Annotated in this window: 27 protein-coding genes and 1 tRNA gene; 20 read left to right on the forward strand and 8 right to left on the reverse strand. The window is 66.5% G+C overall.

Translation table 11 applies throughout. From position 1 onward, the window contains the following. Window positions 1–113: 113 nt before the first annotated feature. The 13 genes from NNX38_RS15585 to csrA all read left to right on the forward strand — a co-directional run bounded on the left by NNX38_RS15585 (window position 114) and on the right by csrA (window position 10,647). Window positions 114–419, forward strand: a complete 306-nt coding sequence (locus tag NNX38_RS15585) for a flagellar FlbD family protein (protein WP_255798863.1) — start codon at window positions 114–116, stop codon at window positions 417–419. Beyond that, complete coding sequence (locus NNX38_RS15590) at window positions 419–1,231, forward strand: motility protein A (RefSeq protein WP_255798864.1); 813 nt, start codon at window positions 419–421, stop codon at window positions 1,229–1,231. The genes NNX38_RS15585 and NNX38_RS15590 overlap by 1 nt, the downstream gene beginning before the upstream one ends. After that, entirely contained in the window at window positions 1,228–2,040 is an 813-nt protein-coding gene (locus tag NNX38_RS15595) for a flagellar motor protein MotB (protein ID WP_255798865.1), read from the forward strand. The genes NNX38_RS15590 and NNX38_RS15595 overlap by 4 nt, the downstream gene beginning before the upstream one ends. A gap of 74 nt (window positions 2,041–2,114) precedes the next feature. Further along, window positions 2,115–2,984: a flagellar motor switch protein FliM gene (locus NNX38_RS15600; RefSeq protein WP_255798866.1), complete on the forward strand. Its 870-nt coding sequence runs from the start codon at window positions 2,115–2,117 to the stop codon at window positions 2,982–2,984. 3 nt (window positions 2,985–2,987) lie between these two features. Further along, window positions 2,988–3,689: a flagellar motor switch protein FliN gene (fliN, locus tag NNX38_RS15605; RefSeq protein ID WP_255798867.1), complete on the forward strand. Its 702-nt coding sequence runs from the start codon at window positions 2,988–2,990 to the stop codon at window positions 3,687–3,689. Then, entirely contained in the window at window positions 3,689–4,195 is a 507-nt protein-coding gene (gene fliO, locus NNX38_RS15610) for a flagellar biosynthetic protein FliO (protein ID WP_255798868.1), read from the forward strand. The genes fliN and fliO overlap by 1 nt, the downstream gene beginning before the upstream one ends. Next, on the forward strand, window positions 4,192–5,043 hold the full coding sequence (gene fliP / locus NNX38_RS15615) for a flagellar type III secretion system pore protein FliP (protein ID WP_255798869.1): 852 nt from the start codon (window positions 4,192–4,194) through the stop codon (window positions 5,041–5,043). Before fliO ends, fliP begins: the two co-directional genes overlap by 4 nt. Beyond that, entirely contained in the window at window positions 5,043–5,318 is a 276-nt protein-coding gene (fliQ, locus tag NNX38_RS15620; protein WP_227923818.1) for a flagellar biosynthesis protein FliQ, read from the forward strand. The genes fliP and fliQ overlap by 1 nt, the downstream gene beginning before the upstream one ends. Continuing rightward, window positions 5,319–6,077 carry a flagellar biosynthetic protein FliR gene (locus NNX38_RS15625; RefSeq protein ID WP_255798870.1) on the forward strand — a complete coding sequence of 253 codons (759 nt, stop codon included), beginning with the start codon at window positions 5,319–5,321 and terminating at the stop codon, window positions 6,075–6,077. Continuing rightward, the gene (locus NNX38_RS15630) at window positions 6,078–7,205 is read left to right on the forward strand and encodes a flagellar biosynthesis protein FlhB (protein WP_255798871.1); all 1,128 of its coding nucleotides are present in this window, start codon (window positions 6,078–6,080) and stop codon (window positions 7,203–7,205) included. Further along, a complete protein-coding gene (locus NNX38_RS15635; RefSeq protein WP_255798872.1) occupies window positions 7,202–9,259 on the forward strand; it encodes a flagellar biosynthesis protein FlhA in 2,058 nt (685 codons plus the stop codon). Before NNX38_RS15630 ends, NNX38_RS15635 begins: the two co-directional genes overlap by 4 nt. Further along, the gene (locus NNX38_RS15640) at window positions 9,240–10,298 is read left to right on the forward strand and encodes a hypothetical protein (protein WP_255798873.1); all 1,059 of its coding nucleotides are present in this window, start codon (window positions 9,240–9,242) and stop codon (window positions 10,296–10,298) included. Before NNX38_RS15635 ends, NNX38_RS15640 begins: the two co-directional genes overlap by 20 nt. 82 nt (window positions 10,299–10,380) lie before the next feature. After that, window positions 10,381–10,647, forward strand: coding sequence for a carbon storage regulator CsrA (csrA, locus tag NNX38_RS15645; protein ID WP_255798874.1), 267 nt, complete (start codon window positions 10,381–10,383; stop codon window positions 10,645–10,647). A 187-nt stretch (window positions 10,648–10,834) separates the two neighbouring features. Here the strand turns inward: csrA and NNX38_RS15650 are convergent, their stop codons facing one another. The 5 genes from NNX38_RS15650 to tmk all read right to left on the reverse strand — a co-directional run bounded on the left by NNX38_RS15650 (window position 10,835) and on the right by tmk (window position 14,992). Further along, window positions 10,835–11,161, reverse strand: coding sequence for a hypothetical protein (locus NNX38_RS15650; RefSeq protein WP_255798875.1), 327 nt, complete (start codon window positions 11,159–11,161; stop codon window positions 10,835–10,837). 240 nt (window positions 11,162–11,401) lie between these two features. Continuing rightward, a tRNA-Thr gene (locus NNX38_RS15655) sits at window positions 11,402–11,474 on the reverse strand. Window positions 11,475–11,617: 143 nt separating this feature from the next. Further along, window positions 11,618–13,183, reverse strand: a complete 1,566-nt coding sequence (locus tag NNX38_RS15660) for an alpha/beta hydrolase (protein WP_255798876.1) — start codon at window positions 13,181–13,183, stop codon at window positions 11,618–11,620. A 67-nt stretch (window positions 13,184–13,250) separates the two neighbouring features. After that, window positions 13,251–14,393 (reverse strand): DNA polymerase III subunit delta', encoded by a 1,143-nt coding sequence (locus tag NNX38_RS15665; protein WP_255798877.1) that lies wholly within the window; start codon window positions 14,391–14,393, stop codon window positions 13,251–13,253. Then, on the reverse strand, window positions 14,390–14,992 hold the full coding sequence (tmk, locus tag NNX38_RS15670; protein WP_255798893.1) for a dTMP kinase: 603 nt from the start codon (window positions 14,990–14,992) through the stop codon (window positions 14,390–14,392). The genes NNX38_RS15665 and tmk overlap by 4 nt, the downstream gene beginning before the upstream one ends. 156 nt (window positions 14,993–15,148) lie before the next feature. Here tmk and NNX38_RS15675 point away from each other — a divergent pair, with 156 nt between their 5' ends. Together NNX38_RS15675 and NNX38_RS15680 are read left to right on the forward strand one after the other, a co-directional pair. Beyond that, window positions 15,149–16,294 carry a PLP-dependent aspartate aminotransferase family protein gene (locus NNX38_RS15675; protein ID WP_255798878.1) on the forward strand — a complete coding sequence of 382 codons (1,146 nt, stop codon included), beginning with the start codon at window positions 15,149–15,151 and terminating at the stop codon, window positions 16,292–16,294. Between the two features lie 18 nt (window positions 16,295–16,312). Beyond that, the gene (locus NNX38_RS15680) at window positions 16,313–16,636 is read left to right on the forward strand and encodes a DUF2516 family protein (RefSeq protein WP_255798894.1); all 324 of its coding nucleotides are present in this window, start codon (window positions 16,313–16,315) and stop codon (window positions 16,634–16,636) included. A gap of 174 nt (window positions 16,637–16,810) precedes the next feature. On the opposite strand, the gene NNX38_RS15685 is transcribed toward NNX38_RS15680, so the two are convergent. Next, window positions 16,811–17,572, reverse strand: coding sequence for a class I SAM-dependent methyltransferase (locus NNX38_RS15685; RefSeq protein WP_255798879.1), 762 nt, complete (start codon window positions 17,570–17,572; stop codon window positions 16,811–16,813). A 438-nt stretch (window positions 17,573–18,010) separates the two neighbouring features. Between NNX38_RS15685 and NNX38_RS15690 the strand changes: the two genes are divergently transcribed. Then, a complete protein-coding gene (locus NNX38_RS15690; RefSeq protein ID WP_255798880.1) occupies window positions 18,011–18,763 on the forward strand; it encodes a phosphoglyceromutase in 753 nt (250 codons plus the stop codon). Window positions 18,764–18,865: 102 nt separating this feature from the next. Here the strand turns inward: NNX38_RS15690 and phoU are convergent, their stop codons facing one another. Continuing rightward, complete coding sequence (phoU, locus tag NNX38_RS15695) at window positions 18,866–19,528, reverse strand: phosphate signaling complex protein PhoU (protein WP_229952894.1); 663 nt, start codon at window positions 19,526–19,528, stop codon at window positions 18,866–18,868. 203 nt (window positions 19,529–19,731) lie between these two features. Here phoU and NNX38_RS15700 point away from each other — a divergent pair, with 203 nt between their 5' ends. Next, window positions 19,732–20,892 (forward strand): cell wall metabolism sensor histidine kinase WalK, encoded by a 1,161-nt coding sequence (locus NNX38_RS15700; protein WP_255798881.1) that lies wholly within the window; start codon window positions 19,732–19,734, stop codon window positions 20,890–20,892. Further along, window positions 20,889–21,575, forward strand: a complete 687-nt coding sequence (locus NNX38_RS15705; protein ID WP_255798882.1) for a response regulator transcription factor — start codon at window positions 20,889–20,891, stop codon at window positions 21,573–21,575. Before NNX38_RS15700 ends, NNX38_RS15705 begins: the two co-directional genes overlap by 4 nt. 70 nt (window positions 21,576–21,645) lie before the next feature. Here the strand turns inward: NNX38_RS15705 and NNX38_RS15710 are convergent, their stop codons facing one another. Next, window positions 21,646–22,185: a hypothetical protein gene (locus tag NNX38_RS15710; protein ID WP_255798883.1), complete on the reverse strand. Its 540-nt coding sequence runs from the start codon at window positions 22,183–22,185 to the stop codon at window positions 21,646–21,648. Between the two features lie 256 nt (window positions 22,186–22,441). Between NNX38_RS15710 and NNX38_RS15715 the strand changes: the two genes are divergently transcribed. Together NNX38_RS15715 and ispD are read left to right on the forward strand one after the other, a co-directional pair. After that, entirely contained in the window at window positions 22,442–22,924 is a 483-nt protein-coding gene (locus NNX38_RS15715) for a CarD family transcriptional regulator (RefSeq protein WP_066300159.1), read from the forward strand. Between the two features lie 87 nt (window positions 22,925–23,011). Next, the gene (gene ispD, locus NNX38_RS15720) at window positions 23,012–23,773 is read left to right on the forward strand and encodes a 2-C-methyl-D-erythritol 4-phosphate cytidylyltransferase (protein ID WP_255798884.1); all 762 of its coding nucleotides are present in this window, start codon (window positions 23,012–23,014) and stop codon (window positions 23,771–23,773) included. Window position 23,774 lies beyond the last annotated feature (1 nt).

A 23,774-nucleotide genomic window follows, 5' to 3' on the forward strand; every position in this document is an offset into this window, starting at 1 on the left:
GCGCCCCCGGAAAGCAACGTCCGGTGCCGCCCGTTCCTAACGACGGGGCCGCAACGGCCGAAAGTAGGGGTGAGGGCCTATCGGAGTCCTGTGGAACCAGCCAGGACAGGGCAATGATTGTTCTTACGCGTCTCAACGATGCTCAGTTTGCGATCAACCCTGATCTGATCGAACGGATCCACTCCAACCCCGACACCACCCTGGTGATGGTCGACGGCGCGAAATACATCGTGACGGAGAGCCTGCAGGAAGTTATTGACCGCATTGCGGCCTACCGGGCGCAGGTGATTTCCATGGCACGCGACATCCCTCCGCGCGTTCCCGGGCGCCCCCTGGGGCTCGTGCCCGACGCTTTCCCGGCAGCCCCGGAGAAAGCTTCCCCCAGCAATGCAGTGCCCCTTCGCCCTAGGAACGACTAATGGATCCAGCAACAATTATCGGCTTAGTCCTCGCCTTCGGGTCGCTTTACGCCATGATCACCCTCGAAGGTGCCCATGTGTCCGCGCTCCTGCTGCCGGCGCCGATGATCCTCGTATTCGGGGCCACCATTGCCGTGGGCCTGGCGGGCGGAACCTTCAAGGACTTCATCCTGTCCTTCAAGTCCCTGCCCCGGGCCTTCATGGGCAAGACCCCCCGGCCGCAGGAGACCATTGACCGGGTGGTCCTGCTGGCGGAAAAGGCCCGCAGCGAAGGCCTCCTGTCCCTTGAGCAGGACGCCGCGGAGGTCGAGGACCCGTTCCTGCGCACGGCCCTGCAGAACATCGCCGACGGCACCGACGGCGAGGAACTGCGCATACTGCTCGAAGACGAAATCGCCACCAAGACCGCCACCGACAAGATTGCGGTGAAGTTCTTCAACAGCTTGGGCGGTTACGGTCCCACCATCGGCATCATCGGCACCGTTGTTTCGCTGACCCACGTCCTGGAGAACCTCTCCACCCCGGACCACCTGGGACCCATGATCGCCACTGCCTTTGTGGCCACCCTGTGGGGCCTGCTTTCGGCCAACTTCATCTGGCTGCCCATCAGCACCCGGCTCAAGCGGCTGGCGGAGCTCGAAGCGGATGAAATGAACCTCCTGATGGAAGGTGTCCTGGCCCTGCAGGCCGGCAGCCAGCCGCGCCTGCTCGGGGAACGGCTGCGCGCGATGGTCCCGGCCCACACATTGGGCGGCAAAGCGGACAAGGCCGATAAGGCCGATGCGGCAGACAAGGTCCAGGACGCAGCGTGAGCGCCAAGGGCCGGCGTCCGAAACAGCACGAGGAGGACGATCACCCGGACGAACGCTGGATGGCCTCCTACATGGACATGGTCACCGTGCTGATGTGCATGTTCATTGTCCTGTTCGCCATGTCGACTGTGGATGCGAAGAAGTTCGAGCAGCTCAAGGAATCCCTGGCCACCGGTTTCGGCGCCGAGGAGAGCAACACGGTGGACACCGCCGTCGGCATCATCGTGCCGCCGGACAAGGTGGACAGCGAAGAGACCGTTGAGCCCGACGCCGCCCTGGCCGCCAAGGAAGTCGACGATCTCACGGCGCTCCAGGACGCGATTTACGCGGGCCTGCAGGAAAAGGGCCTGGAAGACGCCGTGCGCTTCGAAATGGATGAGCGCGGCCTGACCATCCGGCTGGTCAGCTCGGAAATGTTCTTCGCCCCGGACCTGGCCGACCTCACTGACGCGGCCGTCCAGGTGCTGGACACCGTAGGTCCCGCACTCGCGCCGACCACCTATCAGGTCTCGGTGGAAGGCCACACTGCCCAGGTCCGCCAGTACGCCGACGACGCGTTGGACTGGGAACTGTCCTCGTCCCGTTCGGTGAACGTGCTGCGTTACCTCGTCTCCGGCGGGGGAGTGAAGCAGGACCACATGAAGGCGGTGGGTTACGGCGAGTCCCGCCCCCTGACCCCCGGCAGGGACGCCGCCGAACTCGCCCAGAACCGGCGGGTGGACATAGTGGTCCTGTCCGGACAAAGCGAGGACGTCCGCGCGCTCATCCCCGGGATCGTGGCCGAGCGCGAAGCCGCAGCAGGCACCTAACGGCTTTTCTTACGCAGCCGGTCCAAGTGCCGATAGTGCGGGGTGTGATGGTCCAAGATTCACCTTCCTTAAGCATGCCCGCGAAAACAAAGCCCGTGGAGGTTTACGACTTCAGCAGGCCCACTACGCTGGCCCGTGAGCACGCACGTGTCCTGGAAATGGCCTTCGATACCTTCGCCCGCCAGTGGGGCACGCAGCTTACCGCCAAGGTGCGGGTGCTTTCGCAGGTCACCTCGGAAGACGTGCAGGTGCTGAGCTACGACGAGTACGCCGCGGCGCTGCCGGACAACACCGGCATGGTGCTTTTCAACATTTCCACCACCTCCGCCAAGGCCGTCATCCAGTTCCCCATGGCCGCAGCACTGTCCTGGGTTGGACACATGCTCGGCGGAACCGGCTTCCAGACCGCGCCGGAGCGCAAATTCACGCATATCGAACAGGCACTGCTGGGCAAGATCATGGACGACGCCGTGGAGGACCTGCACTACTCCCTCGGCCACCTGCTTTCGGCCCCGTTGACGCTGTCCTCGGTCCAGTACAACTCGCAGTTCGCCCAGGCAGCGGCCTCCGGCGACCCCATGATCGTGGCCACTTTCGAGATGGTGGTCGGTGAAACCACCGCTCCCGCCACCGTGGCCATCCCGGCCGCGGCCCTGTTGCCGCAGCTGGACCCGCTGGGCGCCCAGACCAGCAATGCCACGCCGGCCGAACTGGTCCAGCTGCAGCTTGCACACGTGCCCGTGAAGGTGTGCCTGCAGCTGGAGCCCATCACGGTGAAGCCCGCCATGGTCTTGAACCTTGCCGTGGGGGACGTCCTGAATCTGGGCCACCCCCGCCACCGCCCGCTGAACGTCACCGTTGACGGACAGACGATGGCACAGGCAGCAGTAGGAGCCAGCGGGTCACGCCTTGCCGGCAGCATCGTCAGTATCGAGGAGAAGTAACCCATGTCCAGCCCCCACAGCCTGCACGCCGACGCCGTTTCCGCCCTGGTGCGCGGCCTGCCCACCCCCCTTGTCCTGGAACCGATCCCGCATAACGGGGCAGGCGTCCCGGCGTCGCACACCGCGACGGCGGTCACCGCGTCCTTCGTGGGCACCGAATCGGCGGACCTCGCCCTGATCCTGGACAGTTCATCGCCGCTGGCCGACGTCGCCGGCACCGACTCCGCGCTCGTTTCGGCCGCGGACGTGCTGCGTCCCTCGCTCGAAGCAGCAAGTGCCACCCTGGGCGTCGGCGTGCTCGGCGAGGCCCGCACCGAGGACGCCGCCGCCCTCTTCGCCGATCCGGACAGCGTCGTCTTCGAACTGCGCTCCCCTGAGGGCACCGCCGGGTGGTTCGCCATCCGCCTGCGGGACACCCCCGGCCCCTCCGGCGGTCACGCCGACCCCTCGATCGTCGGCAAGATGGGCCGCATCAACAACATCGAGATGGCGCTGACCGTGGAAATCGGGCACACCCGCATGTCCGTCCGCGACGTCCTGAACCTCGAACCCGGCCGGGTGGTGGAGCTGGACCGGTCCGCCGGCGCCCCCGCAGACATCCTGCTGAACGGCCGGCTCATCGCCAACGGCGAAGTTGTGGTCATCGACCAGGACTACGCCGTGCGGATCACCAAAATCCTGGACGTGGTCGAGGGGCTCAATTAGTGGAAACCCTGTTTCTGGGACTCCGTGTCCTGGTTGCACTGGGCGCCGTACTCGGACTCCTGTGGTTCCTGCAGCGCCGCTTCAGCCGCACACTCGGTTCTGCCGGCGCGAACCAACCCGCCGTGCGCGTGGTCAGCCGCCAGCCGTTGACCCCCAAGGCCTCGCTGGTCGTGGTGGAAACCGACGGACAGCGCCTCCTGCTCGGGGTGGCCGAAGGATCGGTAAACCTGCTGCACACCACAGAGGTTCCCCCGGAATCCGAACCGGTGCCCGCAACCGGGTTCGCCGCCTCGCTGGAAGCCGCCCAGCATTCCGCCGGTTCCTTCCCGGAGGGCGGCAACGCAGCAGTCTCCTCAGGCCTGCCGCCGCGCCGCGCGGCGCGTGGGGCACATGCCCTTCCCTCCGCACACCCGGTGCCCGCCAAGTCGGCGCTGGCGGGATCCATCCTTGCCCCCGAAACCTGGCGCCAGGCCGGCGCGGTACTGCGTCGGGGACGCAGACTATGAGCGCCGCCGTCGACGTGCGCAGGGCGCGCCACGCGCTTACCCTGGCCGCAGCCCTGTTCTTCGCCGTGGCTGCCCTGCTCCTGCTGGGGGCTGCAGCCGGGCACGCCACCACGTTCGATCCGGCTGCGCCGGGTGCGCCCGCGGACCCCACTGCTCCCACGGAGCCGGACGACGGCGGCGGGCTGAGCATCGATATCAACGGCCAGGACGGCGGGCCCTCCACGGCGGTGACCACGCTCATCGGCATCACCCTGCTTTCGGTGGCGCCGTCGCTGCTGCTGATGCTCAGCTCCTTCACGAAAATCTTCGTGGTGCTGGCCATGACCCGCAACGCCCTGTCGCTGCCCTCGATCCCGCCCAACCAGGTCCTGGCCGGGCTGGCGCTGTTCCTCTCACTGTTCATCATGGCGCCGGTGATCAGCGAAATTAACACGATCGCTGTGCAGCCCTACCTCAACGGGGAACTCAACTTCGACGCCGCCCTGGACACCGGGACCGCGCCGCTGCAGCAGTTCATGCTCGCCCACACCCGCGAAGAGGACATCGCACTGATGACCCGCGCGGCCGGGCAGGAGAACCCCGAAAGCCCCGAGTCCGTTCCGCTGACCACCCTGATTCCGGCGTTCATGATTTCGGAGCTGCGGGCGGCGTTCATCATCGGATTCGTGATTTTCGTGCCGTTCCTCGTCATTGACCTGGTGGTGTCCGCAGCGCTGATGTCCATGGGCATGATGATGCTCCCGCCGGTAATGATCTCGCTGCCGTTCAAGATCCTGCTGTTCATCCTCGTGGACGGCTGGGGACTGATCATTACGTCCTTGGTCAACAGTTACCAGGGCGGCACCTAGTGGATACAAACGCCGTCCTGGACATCGCCATGCAGGGGCTCTGGGTTGCGGCCAAGCTTTCGGCCCCGGTGCTGATCACCGCCCTCGTGGTGGGGTTCGCCATTTCGCTGCTGCAGTCCATCACCCAGATCCAGGAAGTCACGCTTTCGTTCGTGCCCAAGGCCCTTGCCGTGGCCCTCGCCCTGCTTGTGTGCGGACACTGGATGATTTCGGAAATCGTGTCCTTCACCCACGAGATGTTCCAGAGGATCCCGTCCCTGCTCGGCGGCGGCTAGATGAACATCACCCTTGACCAGGACTGGATCGAGGCGTTCCTGCTGGCCTCGGTGCGGATGGTGGCCTTCCTCATCATTGCGCCGCCGTTCTCCTACAACGCGTTTCCGGCACGGATCAAAGCCATGCTCGGTCTCGGACTGGGTCTGGCCATCGCCCCGCAGGTAAGCGAGGGGTACAACTCCCTGAGCACCGGCGCGTTCTTCATGGCCATCGTGATGGAGCTGCTGGTGGGTGCCGTGCTGGGGTTCCTGGTGATGGTGGTTTTCTCCGCCGTGCAGTCCGCCGGCAACCTGATCGATACCTTCGGCGGCTTCCAGCTGGCCCAGGCCTTCGATCCGCAGTCCATGGTCAACGGCGCCCAGTTCACGCGCATCTTCCAGATCACCGCCCTGGCGCTGCTCTTCGCTTCGGACGGCTACCAGTTGATCATCGGCGGGCTGCTGCGCAGCTTCACCGCGTTGCCGCTGACGGGGGGACTGGACCTGTCCGAACCGGCGTCCGCCCTGACCGCCGCGGTATCGCAGATGTTCCTGGCCTCGGTGCAGATTGCCGGACCGCTGCTGGTGGTCCTGTTCCTGGCCGACGCCGGGCTGGGCCTGCTCACCCGCGTGGCCCCGGCCCTGAATGCCTTCGCCCTCGGCTTCCCGCTGAAGATCCTGCTGACGCTGTCCCTGGCTTCAGTTGTCTTCCTGGCCCTGCCACGCATCGTCTCCGGGCTGGTCTCCACCATCGAGCGCGCGTTGACGGGGGTGGGATAGATGCCGGAACAGCCCTCTGGGGAGCGGACCGAGCAGGCCACCGACAAACGGATGAAGGAGGTCCGTTCCAAGGGCCAGCTTTCCCGCTCCGAGGACCTCACCGCCTGGGTGGGCGTAGGCACGGCCGCCCTGATGATGCCCTTGACCATCTCCCGGGGCACCGAAGCCGCCGGCGAGATCCTCGCCGGCGTCGCCACCACCATTGCCAACCCCGATCCCGAGTTCGCCCTGACCCAGATGAACGAGGGCCTGGGCACCCTGGCCTTCATCCTTGGTCCGCTGCTGGGCGTTGTTGCCGCCGTCGTCCTGATGACCGCCGCCGTCCAGGGCGGTATCCACATGAAGAAATTCAAGGGCAAGTTCGAACAGTTCAACCTGATCACCGGCGTCAAACGTGTCTTCGGCACCCAGGCCCTGTGGAACGGTGCCAAATCCCTGCTCAAGACCGCCGTAGTGGGACTGGTCCTGTACGCAGTGATCCAGCAACTGATGCCGGTGCTGATGTCCGCCGGCGGCCTGCCGATCTCCGCCGTCCTGGAAGCTGCGGGGGGCGGTACTGCGCTACTGCTGCAGGCAGCCGTCGCCGCGGGCCTGATCCTCGCTGCGGCGGACATCTTCGTGGTTATGAAGCGCAACCGGAAACGAACCCGCATGACCAAGAAGGAAGTCAAGGACGAGAACAAGAACAGCGACGGCGATCCGCTGGTCAAGTCGCAGCGCCGGTCCCGGCAGCTGGCCATGAGCCGGAACCGGATGATCGCCGCCGTGGCAGACGCCGACGTCGTCCTCGTGAACCCCACCCACGTGGCCGTCGCCCTGAAATACGAGCCGGGCAAGTCCGCGCCGCGGGTCGTGGCGAAGGGGGCGGACAACATTGCCACCCGGATCCGTGAAGAGGCCGAAAAGCAGGGCGTCCCCATGGTCTCCGACATTCCGCTGGCCCGTGCCCTGCACAGCGCCTGCGAACTGAACGCGGAAATTCCCCCGGAACTCTACAACGCCGTGGCCCGAGTCCTGGCCTTCGTTATGGCCCTGAAGCGGCGCGGCGCCGCCCGGGGCATGCACACCATGGCAGCCGCACCGCCCGAACCCGTCACCACCCCACAACACCGTAAGGCCGCGTCGTGAACCGCAACCGCAACCTCCTGAAACTCGCCGTCCCCGTCGGGGTCATCGGCATCATCCTGCTGCTGGTGGTCCCCATCCCCGCCGGGCTGCTGGACGTGCTGATCATCATCAACATCCTGCTGGCACTGGTGATCCTGCTGACCACCATGTTCGTGCGCAAGCCGCTGGACTTCTCGGTGTTCCCCTCCCTGCTCCTGGTCGCCACCCTGTTCCGGCTGGGCCTGAACGTGGCCTCCACCCGGCTGGTGCTGGGGGAGGGGTACGCCGGGCAGGTGATCGAAGCGTTCGGGCACGTAGCCGTAAGCGGTTCGTTGATCATCGGCGCGGTGATCTTCCTGATCCTGGTAGTCATCCAGTTCGTGGTGGTCACCAAGGGTGCCGAACGCGTCGCCGAAGTCGGGGCGCGGTTCACCCTGGACGCCATGCCGGGCAAGCAGATGGCCATCGACGCGGACCTCAATGCCGGTTTGATCACCGATACCCAGGCCCGGGAACGCCGGGCCGAAGTCTCCGCGGAAGCGGACTTCTACGGTGCCATGGACGGCGCGTCGAAGTTCGTCAAGGGTGACGCGATTGCCGGGCTGATCATCATCATCATCAACCTCATCGGCGGCATCGCCATCGGCATGATCCAGCGCGGCATGGCCGCCGGCGAAGCAGTGAGCACCTACAGCCTGCTGACCATCGGCGACGGACTGGTCACCCAGATCCCGGCCCTGCTGATGGCGGTCTCCACCGGCATGATCGTCACCCGGTCCAATGCCGAGGCGGACATGGGCACCACGGCCGGCGCGCAGCTGGGCCAGTCCCGGAACGCCCTGATGATTGCGGGCGGCGCGGCCATCGTGATGGCGCTGATCCCCGGCATGCCGAAACTCTATTTCATCGCCATCGGTGCCCTGCTGATTTTCATTGCGCAGAAAATCAAGACCAAGGAAGCCAGTGAACAGGCCGAGAAGGACTCTGCTCAGGCGGCGCTGGACGCGCCCGCCACCTCCGAGACCACGGAGGACCTGATTGAGCAGATGCGCGTCCATGCGCTGGAAATCCTGCTGGCCCCGGATCTGGTGGACATAGTCACCGGTGGCTCCGACGATCTCCTGGCACGGGTGCGGGCCCTGCGACGCAAGATCGCCATGGAGCTGGGCATTGTGGTGCCCCCGGTACGCACGCGCGACAGCGTCGACCTGCCGTTGTCCACCTACGTCATCCGGATCGCCGGTGTGGAAGCCGGCCGCGGGGACGCCCCTGCGGGCAAGATCCTTGCCCTGGGGGACTATCTGGACGGACTGCCGGGCACCGCCACCGTTGAACCCGTATTCGGCCTGGCCGGCAAGTGGGTTCCGGCGGAAATGCAGCACGCGGCGGAAATGTCCGGGGCAACCGTGATCGACCGTGTGTCGGTGCTGGTCACGCACCTCTCCGCGGTCATCACCGCCAACGCCGCCCGGCTGCTCACCCGCGAAGACGTTCGGGTGCTGACCGAGGGGGTCAAGCTGGTCAACCCGTCAGCCGTCGAGGAACTGATCCCCAACGTGCTGTCCCTTGCCGAAGTGCAGCGGGTGCTCCAGGGCCTGCTCGCCGAGCAGATACCCATCAACGACCTGCCGCGGATCTACGAGTCCCTGCTGCTGCGGGCCAAGGTTTCCGCGGACCCGGAGGGGCTCATCGAGACGGCGCGGACGGCACTGGGGCCGGCGCTGGCCGCGCAGTACATCGCCGACGGCGTCCTGCGGGTGATCATGATCGATCCGGCGCTGGAGCAGTCCATGCTCGAAGCGCTGCGTCCCTCCGACCAGGGCAGCCAGATCCTGCTTGACCCCGCGAGGGTCGATACCGTGCTGGCGTCGCTGAAGACTGCAGTGGCGGGCGCCGAGAACGCCGGATTCAACCCGGTGCTGGTCTGCGCGCCGGCCCTGCGCCCCGCCATCCGGCGGCTGGTGTCCGCACAGACCGGCGGCCTGCCGGTACTGTCCTACCAGGAAGCAACAGCGGGTAATGTCGGTATCGAGACCGTAGGGGTGGTGCGTGGAAGTGAGACGATTTCAGCTTGAGGGGCCGTCGCTTGACGCGCTAAAAGCCCAGGTACTGGCCGAACACGGCCCGCGGGCACGGATAATTGCGGCGGAAAAGGTAACCGTGGGCGGGATCGGCGGGTTCCTGTCCCGCCAGCATTACGAGGTGACCGTGGAGCTGCCGCCCAGCGGCCGGCGCCGGGCGCCGGTGGAACCGGACCTGCCGAGCCGCACGGACTCCGGCCGGACAGGTATTTCCGCGCTCCTTGAAGAGGCGGAGCGGGCCGAATCCAACCTGCACCCCACCATCATTCCGTCCGTTCCCGTGGACGTTGCCCCGGCCCCGGCCCCGGCTCCGCAGCCCGCTCCGTCCGTCTCCACGGGGTCCCATGCGTTCGCCGAACTGATGGAAACCCTCGCGGCAAGCACCGGCACCCCTGCACACGCTCCGGCTCCGGCCTTTGCCCCCGGCCTGCAGGAAAAGCAGCCGCCGAATGCGGGAAGCCAGGTGCCGCCCAGCCCGGTCGGCTCCGGCTGGATAAACCAGGGCGCGGAGCCGGGCCAGCGCAATGCCGTGCCGATGGCTCCTGCGCCGCTCGGCGGGGCCGGCGACCTGGTGATGGTGGTCGGCCTGGGCGACGACGCACTCGAGGTGTGCAGCTCCATGGCCGACTTCTCCGGCGCGGGTGCCGCAGCCGTCCGCGTGGCCGGTGTGCTGGAGACCGACGGCGTCGGCCGGGCAGCGGACCGGCGTGCGGTGGCAACTGCACGTGCAGCCGGTGTTATGGCCGGGCACAGCATCTTCCTTGCCTACGGGCTGGGGAGGTCCGGTACCGAAATGGGCCGGCATTCCACGCTGATCTCGGCGTTGGCGGCCGATCAGGTCTGGGTGGCGGTCGACGCCGGCCGGAAACCGGAGGACACCGCATCCTGGGTCGGGGCGGTGCGGTCCGCAGTCGTGGTGGATGCCGCCGCCGTCGAAGGCATTGACACCACCGGCACGCCGCAGTCCGTGAACGCGCTGGGTCTGCCCATCGGCTGGCTCGACGGCGAACCCTCGCCGACTCCGGTGCTCTGAGTCCGGATCCCGGCAAACCTGCCGGGCTGAACCGTTCCCCGGCGTCGGAGGGAACGGCCCCGGCTTGGGGTAGAGTGGGCGGATGCTGGTGCTAACACGCAAGTCCGGGGAGCAGATCCTGATCGGGGATGACATCGTCATTACCGTTTTGGATTCACGCGGCGACGGCGTACGCATCGGCATCGATGCCCCCCGCGGGGTCAAGATCCAGCGCCACGAGGTGCTGCGCGCAGTGGAAGAGGCCAATGTGGCCGCCAGTGCCGCCGCCTTGCCGGATGCCGAGGACCGCATCAAGGCGCTGCTGGCAGGCAGGGCACTACCGCCGGAGGGCGACAAGCCCGCTTCCTAACCGGGTTGGCCCCACCCCGTTACCTGTTGCCCCGGTCTCTGCTGAGCCGGACGGTTCCACATCCCATTGCGCTGAGCACATTTTCCCGGCACCCCGGACAGCAGAAACCCCCGCCGTTTCTTGGGGAAAACGACGAGGGTTCCTGGTCTGTTGCCCGGGACGGCCGGGCGTATCAAGGGACCGGCGGCTAGGCGCTGCGCTGTGCGCGTTTGGCACCCAACCCCAGGAACCGGCTGCCGGCTTTGGGGCGCCGGGCAGACGTTGCGGTGTCCCGCCGCAGGTTCGGGACGGGAGCGGGCTGGGACAGCCCGAAATACTCGGGAAGGACGCGGCGCTCGTGCGTGCTGCACCGGACACCGGGGTAACGGAAGCCGTTGATGATCCACCGGCCCCGGTCCTCCACCCAGTTCGGGATCATCCGGCGGTTGCACTCGGCGCAGAGCGGGGCAATGAAGTTATCGCGCTGGACCAGCGTGTAGCGGCGGGTGGTGAGCCCCGTCAATGCTGCGTCCATGGTTATCCCCTCGTCCCGCCGGCGTCCTGCCGGTGCGGTTTCATGTCCCGAGGATACGGCCGCGGCCAGCGGGAAACCCTAAAGTCATCCGCAAGGAAGCCGGAATTTATGCGCAGCGTTTCCGCAACTGGACCTGCGCGGCTGCTGCCGGAGGCCTCCAGCGGGACCGCCGCGTTGTTGCCGTGGACAGAAAGCAGAACGCCCCCGGCACAAGGTACCGGGGGCGTTCTGGGAAAACGGAGCCTCCTGCCAGAATCGAACTGGCGACCTTCTCATTACGAGTGAGACGCTCTACCAACTGAGCTAAGGAGGCGGGCTTCAGCTGTCCGTTACCGGGCAGAATCCACAAGGAACTACTTTATACGTCCCGGGGGTGCGGGTCAAAATGGCGGTGGATGCCGGGGTGATTCGGTGAGCGGTACCAAGGTCCGGGCGGATCCGCCCGGCCCCTGCGGATCAGCAGACCTTGTTCTCCTTCGGCACCGTTCCGTCCACGAAGTAGTCGTCCACTGTGTCTTCGATGCACTGGCTTCCGCGCCCGTAAGCGGTATGGCCTTCCCCTTCCCAGGTGACCAGTACCGCGGATTCCAGCTGTGCAGCCAGCGCCTCGGACCATTCATAAGGGGTGGCGGGATCGCCGGTGGTTCCGATCACCAGGAGGTCCGCCGCGCCGGCGGCCGTGATGGCGTGCGGTTCATTCACCGGTCCGTGCGGCCAGGCCTCGCAGGTGACCCCGCCGTAGGCGAGGTACTTGCCGATGGTGGGGGACGCCGCCTGCAGTTCCAGGGCGTCGGCGGCCATCTGCGCATCATCAGTGGTCATGGGGTAATCCAGGCAGTTGACCGCGTTGAAAGCCACGGTGGTGTTGGACCGGTATGCGCCGTCTTCGGCACGGTCGGCACTGATGTCGGCCAGACGGAGCATATAGGTCGGGTCGCCCTGCAGGGCAGTATCCAGGGCCTGCGAGAGCACCGGCCAGTTCCCGTCGTCGTATAGCGGAAGAATGAATCCGCTGACAAAGGTGGAGATGGTGACTACCCGCCCGTCGGCCGCCGTCATCGGACTCGCCTCGACGGAGGCCAGCAGCTCCCGGATTGTAGCGATGCCCTCGTCGACGCTGCCTTCAAGCGGGCAGTTGCTGCCGGTCACGCAGTCCTCGACGTAGGCGCGGATGGCCTTTTCAAACGCGGCCGCCTGGCCGAGCGTGACTTCCTCGTTGCTGGACGCAGGGTCCAGGGCGCCGTCGAGCACCAGCCGCCCCGTCTTGTCGGGGAAGAGTTCGGCATAGGTGGCGCCGAGGTAGGTGCCGTAGGAGAAGCCCAGGTAGTTCAGCTTTTCGTCGCCGGCAATGGCCCGAAGGACGTCCATGTCCCGGGCAGCGCTGGCCGTGTCAACAAACCCAAGCAGCTCGCCGGTTTCCTCTGCGCACGCATCGGCGAATTCCTTGGCGCTCAACCGCGAGGCGGTGAGGCCTTCGGGTGTGCTCGGATCGATGTATTCGGCGCGGGCCTCATCCATTTCCTTGTCGCTCAGGCACTTCACCGGGGTGGACCGGCCGACGCCGCGCGGGTCGAACCCGAGGATGTTGAAGTTCTCCCGCAACCGGTCACTGGTGATGTTTTCCAGCGACTGGCTGACCACGTCGTAACCGGATCCGCCCGGACCGCCCGGGTTGATCAGGATGGTGCCCTTGGCCTCCCCCTCGGCGTCGGCCAGGATGGCGGACAATTCCACCGTCCCCGCGTCCGGGTCTGCATAGTTCATCGGGACCGTAATGGTGGCGCAGCGGAAGTTCACTTCGCACTCCGACCAGGTGACCGTCTGGCTGTAGAACTCCTGCAGGTCCTCGGGCACGTCGCCGATCACGTCCGCCGGTGCGGTGGTGGCGGAGTTCCCGCCGCCGGTGCCTTCGGCGCGAGGTTCGGAGTCCCCTGTGCAGGCAGTGGAAGCCGCCAGCAGCACCACCGAGGCGGCGGCGGCGGCCAGCCGCGGGAAACGACGGCGGGCAGTGGCGGTGGTCATTCTTACTCCTGAAGCGGCTGGGTACGCGGACCAGCCGGGCTGGCGGAATGCGGTGGATAACTGGACATTACAGCAGGCTCAGGGCCATTGCTTCGATGGCCAGCAGCGGCGCCACGTTTGTGGTGACCAGCCGGCGGCGCACGGTGTTGATCTCCTCCATGCGCATCAGCGTCTGTTCCGGAGAGCCGTACGCCGCAAACTCGTCCAGCTCCCGGCGGAGCCCCTCGTTCACGAGGGGACCGGCACCGCCCAGCTGGATCATCAGCACGTCCCGGTAAAAGGAAAGCAGGTCCGTCAGCGCCCGGTCGAAGTAGTCGTTTTTGGACCGCTTGGCCCGGCGCACCTGGTCTTCCTCGAGGCGCTTCACCTGGCTGCGCAGCGACGGCGGCAGGGTTCCGGTGGCGGGCGCGCCCAGGGAGGCGAGCAATGCTTCCTTCTCCGCAGCGTCCCGCTGTTCAAAGGAACTGGTGGCTTCCGCTTCGGCCAGGGCCACGAGGTCCGCTGCGGCCTTCATGGCTCCGGAGACATTCCGCAGCGACAGCGGCAGCCGCACGATGCTTTCGCGGCGCTGCCGTGCGCCCTCATCGGTGGCCAGGCGTTTGGCGACGCCGATGTGGCTCTGCGCTGCCCGGGCTGCGTGCAGCGCTACATCCGGGTCGATGTTGTCCCGCCGGATCAGCAGTTCCGCTACATCCTCGACCGGCGGCAGCCGCAGCCCCACCGGACGGCACCTGGACCGGATGGTGACCAGGACATCGCCGGGGCTCGGAGCGCAGAGCAGCCAGATGGTCCGCGGCGGCGGTTCTTCAATGGCCTTGAGCAGCACGTTGGTGCTGCGCTCCTGCATCCGGTCCGCGTCCTCCACGATGATGACGCGCCAGCGGCCGGTGGACGGCTTGTCCTGGGCCTTCCGGACCAGTTCTCGGGCCTCATCGATGCTGATGGTGACCTTCTCCGTGGTGACGGAGGCAACGTCGGCGTGCGAGCCGGCCAGCACGGTCCGGCAGGCCTTGCACTCCCCGCAGCCCCGCAGCTCCGGGTCCTGCTGTTCGCAGACCAGTGCGGCCGCAAAGGCGCGGGCCGCATTGGAGCGGCCGGAACCGGGCGGGCCGGTGAACAGCCAGGCGTGGTTGGGCCGGGCATCTGCGGCACCGCGGCGCAGCTGGGCAACTACCGGGTCCTGCCCCTGCAGGTCATCCCACACGCTCACGGCAGCAGCTTTTCCACGCGCCGCAGGATGGTTACGGCCAATTCGTCCACCGGACGGCCGGCGTCGAGCACCAGATACCGGCCGGGAGCTGCCTGTGCGGCCTCAAGGAACGCCAGGCGGATCTGCAGGTGGAAGGCATCCGGTTCGGACTCGAGCCGGTCCTCGGCCGCATCGCCGGCGGTCCGGCGGTCCCGGCCGCGTTCGGGCTCGACGTCGAGCAGGACGGTGAGGTCGGGCTCCAAGCCCCCGGTGGCCCACTCATTCAGTGTTCGGACGGCTTCCGTGCCCAGCTGCCGGCCGGCTCCCTGATACGCAATGGAACTGTCGACGTAGCGGTCGCAGACCACCACGGTTCCGGCGGCGAGTGCCGGTTCGATGACCTGTTGTACGTGCGCGGCACGGGAGGCAGCGAAGATCAGCGCCTCGGTGCGTGCATCGATTTCACCGTTGCCGTGCTCAAGGACCAGTGCGCGCAGCTGTTCGCCTACGGGGGTGCCGCCGGGTTCGCGGGTGCGCAGGACCGTACGGCCGGTCTCCTGCAGTGCGGCGGCCAGCCGCTGCGCCTGGGTGGATTTCCCGGCGCCGTCTCCGCCCTCCATGGCAATGAACAGGCCGCGGGTTTCGGGGAGATTAGAATTGCTCACCCGCCTAGCCTACCTAGTCCGGCTGGGAGGCCGGTGCTGCGGACGAGCGGTCACGGGCGCCGTTCGCCGGCATCGGCCGGCGGGGACGTCCGGCGGTCTAGGCTGGTCCTTATGAGCCACATCCCGCCGCATGGGCACGCCGTTTCCCCCGATACCCTCGTTGTCTCCGCGGGCCGCCCTCCCCGCGAACACGATGCCCCGGTGAATCCGCCCATCGTGCTGTCCTCCACCTATTTCGGCACAGGCACGCCCGTGCCGGGGGAGCGCGGCTACGGCCGCTACTCCAACCCCACCTGGGATCCCTTCGAACAGGCGCTGGCCGAGCTCGAAGGAGCCGACCTTCCCGCATTGGTCTTCGGCTCCGGGCTGGCATCCGTGATGGCCGCCCTGTCCCTGGTTCCCGCCGGCGGAGTGGTGGTGATGCCGCGGCACAGCTACCAGGGGTCCTTGCTGCTGGCCGCGGAGGAGGCAGCGAACGGCCGGTTTTCCGTGCGCACCGTGGACATTGCCGAAACCCAGGACGTCATAGCGCAGCTCGATGGCGCCTCGCTGCTCTGGGTGGAGAGCCCCACCAATCCCATGCTGGAGGTGGCGGACATTGCGGCGCTGGCCGACGCCGCACACGCCGCCGGTGCGCTGGTGGTTGCGGACAACACCTTCTCCACGCCGCTGGTGACGCGGCCCCTGGAACTGGGTGCCGACGTCGTCGTTCACTCGGTGACGAAATACCTGGCCGGGCATTCCGACGTCGTCCTGGGCGCGGCCGTGACATCCGACCCCGAACTGCGGGACCGGCTGCTGCGATACCGCTCGCTGCACGGTGCGGTGGCCGGTCCGTTCGAAGTGTGGCTGGCCCTGCGCGGGCTGCGCACCCTGGCCCTGCGGGTTGAGCGCTCGCAGGCCACCGCCGGGGAACTTGCCCGCCGGCTGCAGGAGCTCCCGCAGGTGGAGCATGTGCGTTATCCGGGCCTGCCCGAGGACCCGGGGCACCGCCGTGCCGCCTCGCAGATGAAGGGATTCGGATCGATTCTGTGCATCGAGGTTGCCGGCGGAGCCGCTGCGGCGGAGAAGGTTACCGAGGCCGTGGAACTGTGGCTGCCGGCCACCTCGCTTGGCGGTGTGGAGTCGCTCATCGAACGACGGCGCCGCCAGCCCGGGGAGCCGCACACCGTTCCGGAGGGGCTGCTGCGGCTTTCCGTCGGAATCGAGAATGTTGAAGACCTCTGGAGGGACCTAGAGCAGGCACTTACACGGTAGGCTAGCGCTGTGGCCCTAATGATGATCATTCAGTACTACCTCTACCTCGCGCTCGGCATCGTGGCGCTGGGCATTGAGCTGTGGGCACTTCTGGACTGCGCCCGCCGCAAGCCCGCCGATTTTGAGCGTGCCTACAAGCGGACAAAGGGATTCTGGCTGGCCCTCACCGGGGGAGCCACCGCCGTCGGCGTGCTCTCTGTGCTGGGGTCGTCGCTGGGCCTGCTTCTGTTCCAGCTGGCCGCTGTGATTGCCGCCTGCGTGTACCTGGCGGATGTGAAGCCTGCCATCGGCAGCTCCCGCGGCCGCGGCAACAGCAACCAGGGCCCGTACGGCCCCTGGTAACCACCGGGTAAACCGCTGATTTTCAGTCCGCCCCGGACCGCCCTTCCCAGGGCCGTCCGGGGCGGATGCCGTTAACCGGGCGTTCGGCTAAATCGTTCCGGCTGCGAGGGTGTGAGCGCTGCGGGGCTATGAGGCTGCCCGGCTGCCCGGCTGTGAGGCTGTGAGGCTGTGAGGCTACGAGGGGCGGACGGCGTCCCAGGCCACGGTGATTTCGCCCAGTCGCCAGCGGGACGGCCCGGTGAGCAGCGGCACCCCGCCGGCCTTTAGTGCGCTGCACATTGCCAGCCAACGGTGCCGGTTGCCGTAGGAGGCCATTGGTGCGGCTTCCTCCCACGCGCGGTCCATGGCCTGGAGGAAAGCGTGCACCCGCTCTCCGGGAACATTGCGGTGGATCAGCGCTTTGGGCAGACGTTCGGCGACGTCGGACGGGCGCTCGAACGCACCGAACCGCAGGGAAATGCTCAGCGAAACCGGACCCGAGGCGTCCAGTTCCACCCAGGTGGCACGCCGGCCGATTTCGTCGCAGGTGCCGTCCACGAAAATCCCTCCCGGTGCCAGCCGCGAGCAGACCATTTCCCAATGCTGGGCGTAGTCCTCTTCCGCATATTGGCGCAGGACGTTGAAGGCACGGACCATCACCGGGCGGCGTCCGTCCACGGGCAGTTCGAAGCCGCCCTGCCGGAAGCTCAGCCCCTTTCGTTCCAGCGGTTTGGCTGCGAGGACGCGGGCCGGGTCAATTTCAATTCCCATGACTTCCACGTCCTCCCGCACTCGTCCGAGGCGGCCGTGGAGTTCGACGGCGGTGGTGGGTGCAGCGCCGTAGCCCAGATCCACGATCAAGGGATCGGCGGCCTGCCGCAGACGCCACCGCGCAGGCCCTGCCAGCCAGCGGTCCACCCGTCGGAGCCGGTTGGGGTTTGTAGTGCCCCTGGTCATAGTTCCTACGGGTTTTAGCGGTTTTTGCACCACACAATGCTAGCGGGCGCAAGGGGATGCCCCTGACCGCAGGACACCCGGAAACCACCGGGTGCCGGTTCAGCATGGCTGCTGTGAACCCGGAAACCCGGGAAGCGAGCCGGGGCCGGGAAGGAACCGGGGGCGGGGCCGAGTCGCCGCTTGCGGACAGAGGATCCCACAGATTGGTGTAGATGTGGCGGGAGGGGTCCCAGCAGAAATAGCAGCCCCACCCGGTGGGATCCTGTGCAGGCCACCCGCACGATTTACCGGGCGGGACTGATCTACTGAGCAGGTAACGGGCTTATGGCCGCCTGATACCCCCGTTGTCTGCTCAGTAGATTCCGGGCCCCCGCCCATCTGCCCGGTCAAAGTGCCGCGGCCCTCCCTGCCCGGTACGCACTCCGATACCATGCTTATATGACCTACAAACTGATCCTTCTGCGCCACGGGCAGAGTGAATGGAATGAAAAGAACCTCTTCACGGGCTGGGTGGACGTGGATCTGACGGACCTCGGACGTGAGGAAGCCCTCCGCGGCGGGCAGCTGCTGGTTGAGAACAACATTCTCCCGGACATCCTCTACACCTCCCGGCTCCAGCGGGCCATCAACACGGCGAACCTGGCGCTGGGCGCGGCCGACCGCATCTGGATCGACGTCAAGCGCAGCTGGCGCCTGAACGAGCGGCACTACGGTGCGCTGCAGGGCAAGGACAAAGCCCAGACCCTGGCCGAATACGGCGAGGAACAGTTCATGCTCTGGCGCCGTTCCTACGACACCCCGCCGCCGCCCCTGCCGGATGACAGCGACTTCTCCCAGGCCCACGATCCCCGTTACGCGGATCTGGCCTCCGACGAACTGCCGCGCACCGAGTGCCTCAAGGACGTCCTGGAGCGGTTCCTGCCGTATTGGGAATCGGACATCTCCAAGGACATCCGTACCGGCAAGACGGTGATGATCGCCGCGCACGGCAACTCCCTGCGTGCGCTGGTTAAGCACCTGGACGGAATCAGCGACGCCGATATCGCAGCCGTGAATATCCCCACCGGCATCCCGCTGGTGTACGAACTCGACGAGGACCTCAAGCCGGTCAAGGCCGGCGGTACCTACCTCGATCCCGAGGCCGCCGCCGCCTCCATCAAGGCCGTGGCGAACCAGGGCAAAAAGAAGTAGCACCTGCGCCGCGGGCATCAGCCCCGGTCAATAGAAAGGGCGGTCCCGCACGGGACCGCCCTTTCTATGCTCCAGGCCTTGTCGGCCCCTGAGTTCCGGCCGCTACACGCCTGACTCGGACAGGGGGTGCCATTCACCGGTAACGAGGTAGTTGACCTTGCGGGTGACGGAAACGCCGTGATCCGCAAAGCGCTCGAAGTAGCGGCTGGCGAGGGTCAGGTCCACCGTGCTGACCGCGGGGACGTTCCAGTCCGGGGAGGCAATGGACTTGAAGACCCCGGCGTGCAGTTCATTGATCCGGCTGTTGGCGTCGTAGATGTCTTTGCTCATCTCCAGGTTGCGCGTCTCCAGCAGCTCTGTCAGCTGTTCGGAGATTCGGAGGTCCAGCTGCGCCATCTCGCGGAAGGTCTGCACCATGTTGTCCGGCACCACGTTGGCCGGGTACCGCAGGCGTGCGAGCTGCGCTATGTGCCGGGCCAGATCCCCCATGCGTTCCAGCGAGGCGCTCATGCGCAGCGATCCCACGATCATGCGCAGGTCGCTGGCCACCGGGCCCTGGAGGGCGAGAACGTCAATGGCACGCTCATCCAGGTCATTCTGCAGGAAATCGATCCGCGCGTCGGCAGCGATGACATCCTGCGCGAGTTCGATATCGGCGCCTTCAAAGGCGAGCGTGGCTTTGCGCATCGCCTCCGTTACCAGCTGGGATATCTGGGTCAGTTCTTCACCGATTTGATGAAGCTCGGCCTGGAAAACCTTGCGCACTGAAGGGTCCTCTCAAAAGCGGGTGGATCGTATGGGGTCTGCGGGATTGGTGCGGCCCGGCACCTCCTGCGCCTACGGCCGCTCCTGCAGGATGCCAGCCGGGGATGAACCACACTGGCCCCTTAGATGAACGTTAGTTTAACTAATGGGCCAAAGCCACCGGCTTTCCTTCCCGGCGGCAGGGTCCGGCCTAAGCTAAGAGAGTGAATCCTGTACTGCTGGCCCTGCTGGCCGGCCTCCTCGGCCTGGCTGTCGGTGCCTTCGGTGTCCTCGCGTACGGCGCCAGCCAGCGCCAGCGGCGGGAGTTGGCCGAGATCTCCGAGCCGACGGTCCCCGAGGGCGCTGCCGAGGTACTCGGCGTCATCGGGCGCGCCTACATTGTTGCCGATGCCATTGACGGCGTTGTCCGGGCAAGTCCCGGTGCCTACGCGTTCGGCCTGGTACGCGGGCATACGATCGTCAACGACCGGTTGCTGGACCTGTGCGCCCGGGTACGCCGCGACGGCGTCATCGAGGAAGCCCGGCTGGAGCTTCCCCGGGGGCCGCTCGGCGAAGGGTCGCTCATTCTGCAGGTCCGGGTGGCGACAGTGGGGGAGGAGTACGTGCTGATCCTGGCGGATGACCGCACGGAGATCACCCGAACCGAGGAGGTCCGCCACGACTTCGTTGCGAATGTTTCCCACGAACTCAAGACACCGGTGGGCGCCATCTCGCTGCTCTCCGAAGCGCTGGATGACGCCGCAGGTGACGAAGAAGCGGTCCGCCGGTTCGCCAAACGGATGCACCGGGAATCCGCCCGCCTCACCGCACTGGTGCAGGACATCATCGAACTGTCCCGGCTGCAGAGCACTGACATCGTGGACCGCGCCAAGCCGGTGGACGTGAACCGGATTCTCGAGGACGCCGTCGAAGCCAACCGGCTGAACGCCGAGAGCAAGAACATAGAGGTACTCCTGGGTGGCAGGTCGGATGCTGCGGTCTACGGCGACGCCCCCATGCTGACCACCGCTTTCCGGAACCTGATCGACAATGCCATCCGCTATTCACCCGAGGGCAGCAGGGTGGGGATCGGGTTGCAGTCCCGCAACGGCATGGCCCAGGTCGCGGTGACGGACCAGGGTCCCGGTATTGCTCCCGAGGAACAGGAACGGGTGTTTGAGCGGTTCTACCGGATCGATTCCGCCCGTTCGAGGCACACGGGGGGAACCGGCCTGGGGTTGAGCATCGTCAAGCACGTGGTTGCCAACCACGGCGGCGAGGTGGACCTCTGGTCACGCCCCGGGCACGGATCCACCTTCACCGTGCGGCTGCCCGAAATGGACGCCGCAGATATCCGCGAATCTAAACAGGGAGCTACCGCTTGACCCGGATTCTGATTGTCGAAGATGAGGAGTCCTTCAGCGATCCACTCTCCTACCTGCTGGGGCGGGAGGGATTCGACGTTGACGTCGTGGACAACGGAGCCGACGCCGTCGCCGCCTTTGAACACTCGGGCGCGGACCTGATCCTGCTGGACCTGATGCTGCCCGGGCTCTCCGGCACGGAGGTCTGCCGCCGGATCCGCCAACGTTCGGATGTTCCGGTCATCATGCTGACCGCCCGCGATGCGGAAATCGACAAGGTGGTCGGCCTCGAGATCGGCGCCGATGACTACGTCACTAAGCCGTATTCCTCACGCGAGCTGCTGGCACGGGTGCGAGCGGTGCTGCGGCGCCGGGGGGAGGGTGCAGGAACCGACTTCGCCGGTGCTGCGCTGGAAGCAGGGCCGGTGCGCATGGACGTTGACCGGCACGTGGTGCAGGTCAACGGCACCAGCGTGCCCTTCCCGCTGAAGGAGTTCGAGCTGCTGGAGCTGCTCCTGCGGAACTCCGGCCGGGTCCTGACCCGCGGGCAACTGATCGAACGTGTCTGGGGAGCGGACTACGTGGGTGACACCAAGACCCTTGACGTCCACGTCAAACGGCTGCGGGCGAAAATCGAGGCCGATTCCTCCGCCCCCAGGCACCTGGTGACCGTACGCGGACTGGGCTACAAGTTCGAGGCCTGATCCGGGGACGGATATGCGAAAGGGCCGGCGCTGCAGCGCCGGCCCTTTCGGGATCGGTAATGCGGTCTGGCTAGTGACCCTCGCCGGTGGTCGCGGCCTCGGTGGTTTCAACCGGGCGAGGAGTGTACTCGGACCCTGTCGGCAGGTACGGGCGGTAATCTTCCTGGTCACCGTTGACCACCGGAATGTTCAGCTCCGTGGTTTCGTCGTTGAGGACCAGCTCGGCGTCGATGCCGGTGCCGGGCTCCTCCCGGACTTCAGCGACAGTGACGTTTTCCTCGGCCTCGTCCTCGAAGACGACCTTGCCACCGGCAGGCAGGGTCCAGGACAGCGGTGTGCCGCCAAAGTCCAGGGAGAACCGCTGTGCCTGGTCGGAGTCGTTGACCACGGTGCCGAGCAGCCGGCCGGGTTCCCCGAAGCCGTTGCTGACCACGAGGATGTTGCGCAGCTGCAGGTCGGCAACGTTCTCCGCGATGCCGTCCGACGGCGAGTACTCAATGGTGGTTGCCTGCTCGTTCACAGCGCTGCAGCCGGCCGTTCCCAGCATGGCAAGCGCGATGACACCGGCCGCAGCGGTGCGCCGGACCCGGTTCTTGGGTGTGAATCTCACAGCACAAACTCCTGAAGTATTGCGGTCTAGCGACCGGAGGCTATCTTTGCTGCCTAGCCTATCGGCAAATCGGCGAAAAACTGGATTCTTAGGCGGGCGGGGACGGCGCTGCCCGCGCGCTGGAGATGCTCGTGAAGTACCCGTGAAAGGCGGAATACTACCTATACCGGAGCCCATGCAGTACCTGACCTGCGAAAACTCTACTCGGCGTGTCGCATCTCTGATAAACTGAGCCCCGGGAAAGGGGAAAGACCACATGGTTTTTGAGGTTGGCGAAACAGTTGTTTATCCTCACCACGGTGCCGCGAAGATCGAAGAGATCAAGATGCGAACCATCAAGGGCGAAGAGAAAATGTATCTCAAGCTTAAGGTGGCCCAGGGTGATCTGACCATAGAAGTACCGGCTGAGAACGTCGACCTCGTTGGGGTGCGCGATGTAGTGGGCAAGGAAGGCCTGGAGCACGTCTTTGACGTCCTGCGCGCCGAGCTCACTGAAGAGCCCACTAACTGGTCGCGCCGCTACAAGGCAAACCTGGAAAAGCTCGCGTCGGGCGACGTCGTCAAGGTTGCGGAAGTTGTCCGCGATCTCTGGCGCCGCGACCATGACCGCGGGCTGTCCGCCGGCGAAAAGCGAATGCTCGCCAAGGCACGCCAGATCCTGATTTCGGAACTGGCACTTGCTGAAAAGACGGATGAAGACCAGGCAGCAGCCGTGCTCGACGAGGTTCTCGCGAGCTAGGCAGCCCAGCCAATGTCATCGATTGCCGGTCCTTCGGGGCCGGCAATCGATGTTTAAGCGCCCGCCTGCTGGCATTAGGGTGGAACGGTGTCCACTACCCCTTCCCGCCCGCCGCGGATCGGCGTCGTCGTCGTAGCCGGAGGATCCGGCCAGCGCCTCGGCTACGGCATGCCCAAGGCCCAGGTCCCGCTTGCCGGGGAACCCATGCTCGTCCACGCGCTCCGTGCCGTCCAGGCCGCCGATATCGCCGCAGCCATTGCCGTTGCCGTGCCGGCCGGCGACACCCTGATGCGCAGCATCTGTGACCGGTTCCCGGCCACTGTCTCCGCCGTCGACGGGGGAGCCACCCGGCCCGAATCCGTGCGGGCTGCGCTGCGGGCGCTGCCGGCAGACCTGGACGCGGTGCTGGTCCACGATGCAGCCCGCGCGCTGACACCGCCGGAGGTGTTCCACCGCGTGGCAGCAGCGCTGGCCGCAGGCGCCTCGGCGGTCATTCCTGCCATACCGGTGGTGGATACCGTCAAGGACACCGCACCCGTGAGGGAGTCCGCCGAGTCCGCCGTCGCCGCACGCCTGGTCACCGGGACGCCGGACCGTTCCCGGCTGCGCGCCGTGCAGACGCCGCAGGGCTTCGACGCTGCCCTGCTCCGCCGGGCACACGAGGCCGCCCTCTCCTTCGATAAGGACACGGCAGCGGCCGTCACCGACGACGCCATGCTCGTGGAATCCCTGGGGACCGAGGTCTACGTGGTCGAAGGTTCACAGCTGTCCCTGAAAATCACCACCCCGCTGGACCTGGTGCTCGCGGAAGCGATCCTGGCCGGCGGGCACCACCGCCAGGAGGACTGAC

It is taken from the genome of Arthrobacter sp. zg-Y238 (genome assembly GCF_024385525.1).
Lineage (GTDB): Bacteria > Actinomycetota > Actinomycetes > Actinomycetales > Micrococcaceae > Arthrobacter_B > Arthrobacter_B jinronghuae.

Excerpts from the sequence above, each read along its gene's own strand:
- NNX38_RS15585 (WP_255798863.1), top strand. The coding sequence starts at position 114 with ATGATTGTTCTTACGCGTCTCAACGATGCTCAGTTTGCGATCAACCCT.
- NNX38_RS15590 (WP_255798864.1), top strand. The coding sequence starts at position 419 with ATGGATCCAGCAACAATTATCGGCTTAGTCCTCGCCTTCGGGTCGCTT.
- NNX38_RS15600 (WP_255798866.1), top strand. The coding sequence starts at position 2,115 with ATGCCCGCGAAAACAAAGCCCGTGGAGGTTTACGACTTCAGCAGGCCC.
- fliN (WP_255798867.1), top strand. The coding sequence starts at position 2,988 with ATGTCCAGCCCCCACAGCCTGCACGCCGACGCCGTTTCCGCCCTGGTG.
- fliP (WP_255798869.1), top strand. The coding sequence starts at position 4,192 with ATGAGCGCCGCCGTCGACGTGCGCAGGGCGCGCCACGCGCTTACCCTG.
- NNX38_RS15625 (WP_255798870.1), top strand. The coding sequence starts at position 5,319 with ATGAACATCACCCTTGACCAGGACTGGATCGAGGCGTTCCTGCTGGCC.
- NNX38_RS15630 (WP_255798871.1), top strand. The coding sequence starts at position 6,078 with ATGCCGGAACAGCCCTCTGGGGAGCGGACCGAGCAGGCCACCGACAAA.
- csrA (WP_255798874.1), top strand. The coding sequence starts at position 10,381 with ATGCTGGTGCTAACACGCAAGTCCGGGGAGCAGATCCTGATCGGGGAT.
- NNX38_RS15650 (WP_255798875.1), bottom strand. The coding sequence starts at position 11,161 with ATGGACGCAGCATTGACGGGGCTCACCACCCGCCGCTACACGCTGGTC.
- NNX38_RS15660 (WP_255798876.1), bottom strand. The coding sequence starts at position 13,183 with ATGACCACCGCCACTGCCCGCCGTCGTTTCCCGCGGCTGGCCGCCGCC.
- tmk (WP_255798893.1), bottom strand. The coding sequence starts at position 14,992 with ATGGAGGGCGGAGACGGCGCCGGGAAATCCACCCAGGCGCAGCGGCTG.
- NNX38_RS15675 (WP_255798878.1), top strand. The coding sequence starts at position 15,149 with ATGAGCCACATCCCGCCGCATGGGCACGCCGTTTCCCCCGATACCCTC.
- NNX38_RS15680 (WP_255798894.1), top strand. The coding sequence starts at position 16,313 with ATGATGATCATTCAGTACTACCTCTACCTCGCGCTCGGCATCGTGGCG.
- NNX38_RS15685 (WP_255798879.1), bottom strand. The coding sequence starts at position 17,572 with ATGACCAGGGGCACTACAAACCCCAACCGGCTCCGACGGGTGGACCGC.
- NNX38_RS15690 (WP_255798880.1), top strand. The coding sequence starts at position 18,011 with ATGACCTACAAACTGATCCTTCTGCGCCACGGGCAGAGTGAATGGAAT.
- NNX38_RS15715 (WP_066300159.1), top strand. The coding sequence starts at position 22,442 with ATGGTTTTTGAGGTTGGCGAAACAGTTGTTTATCCTCACCACGGTGCC.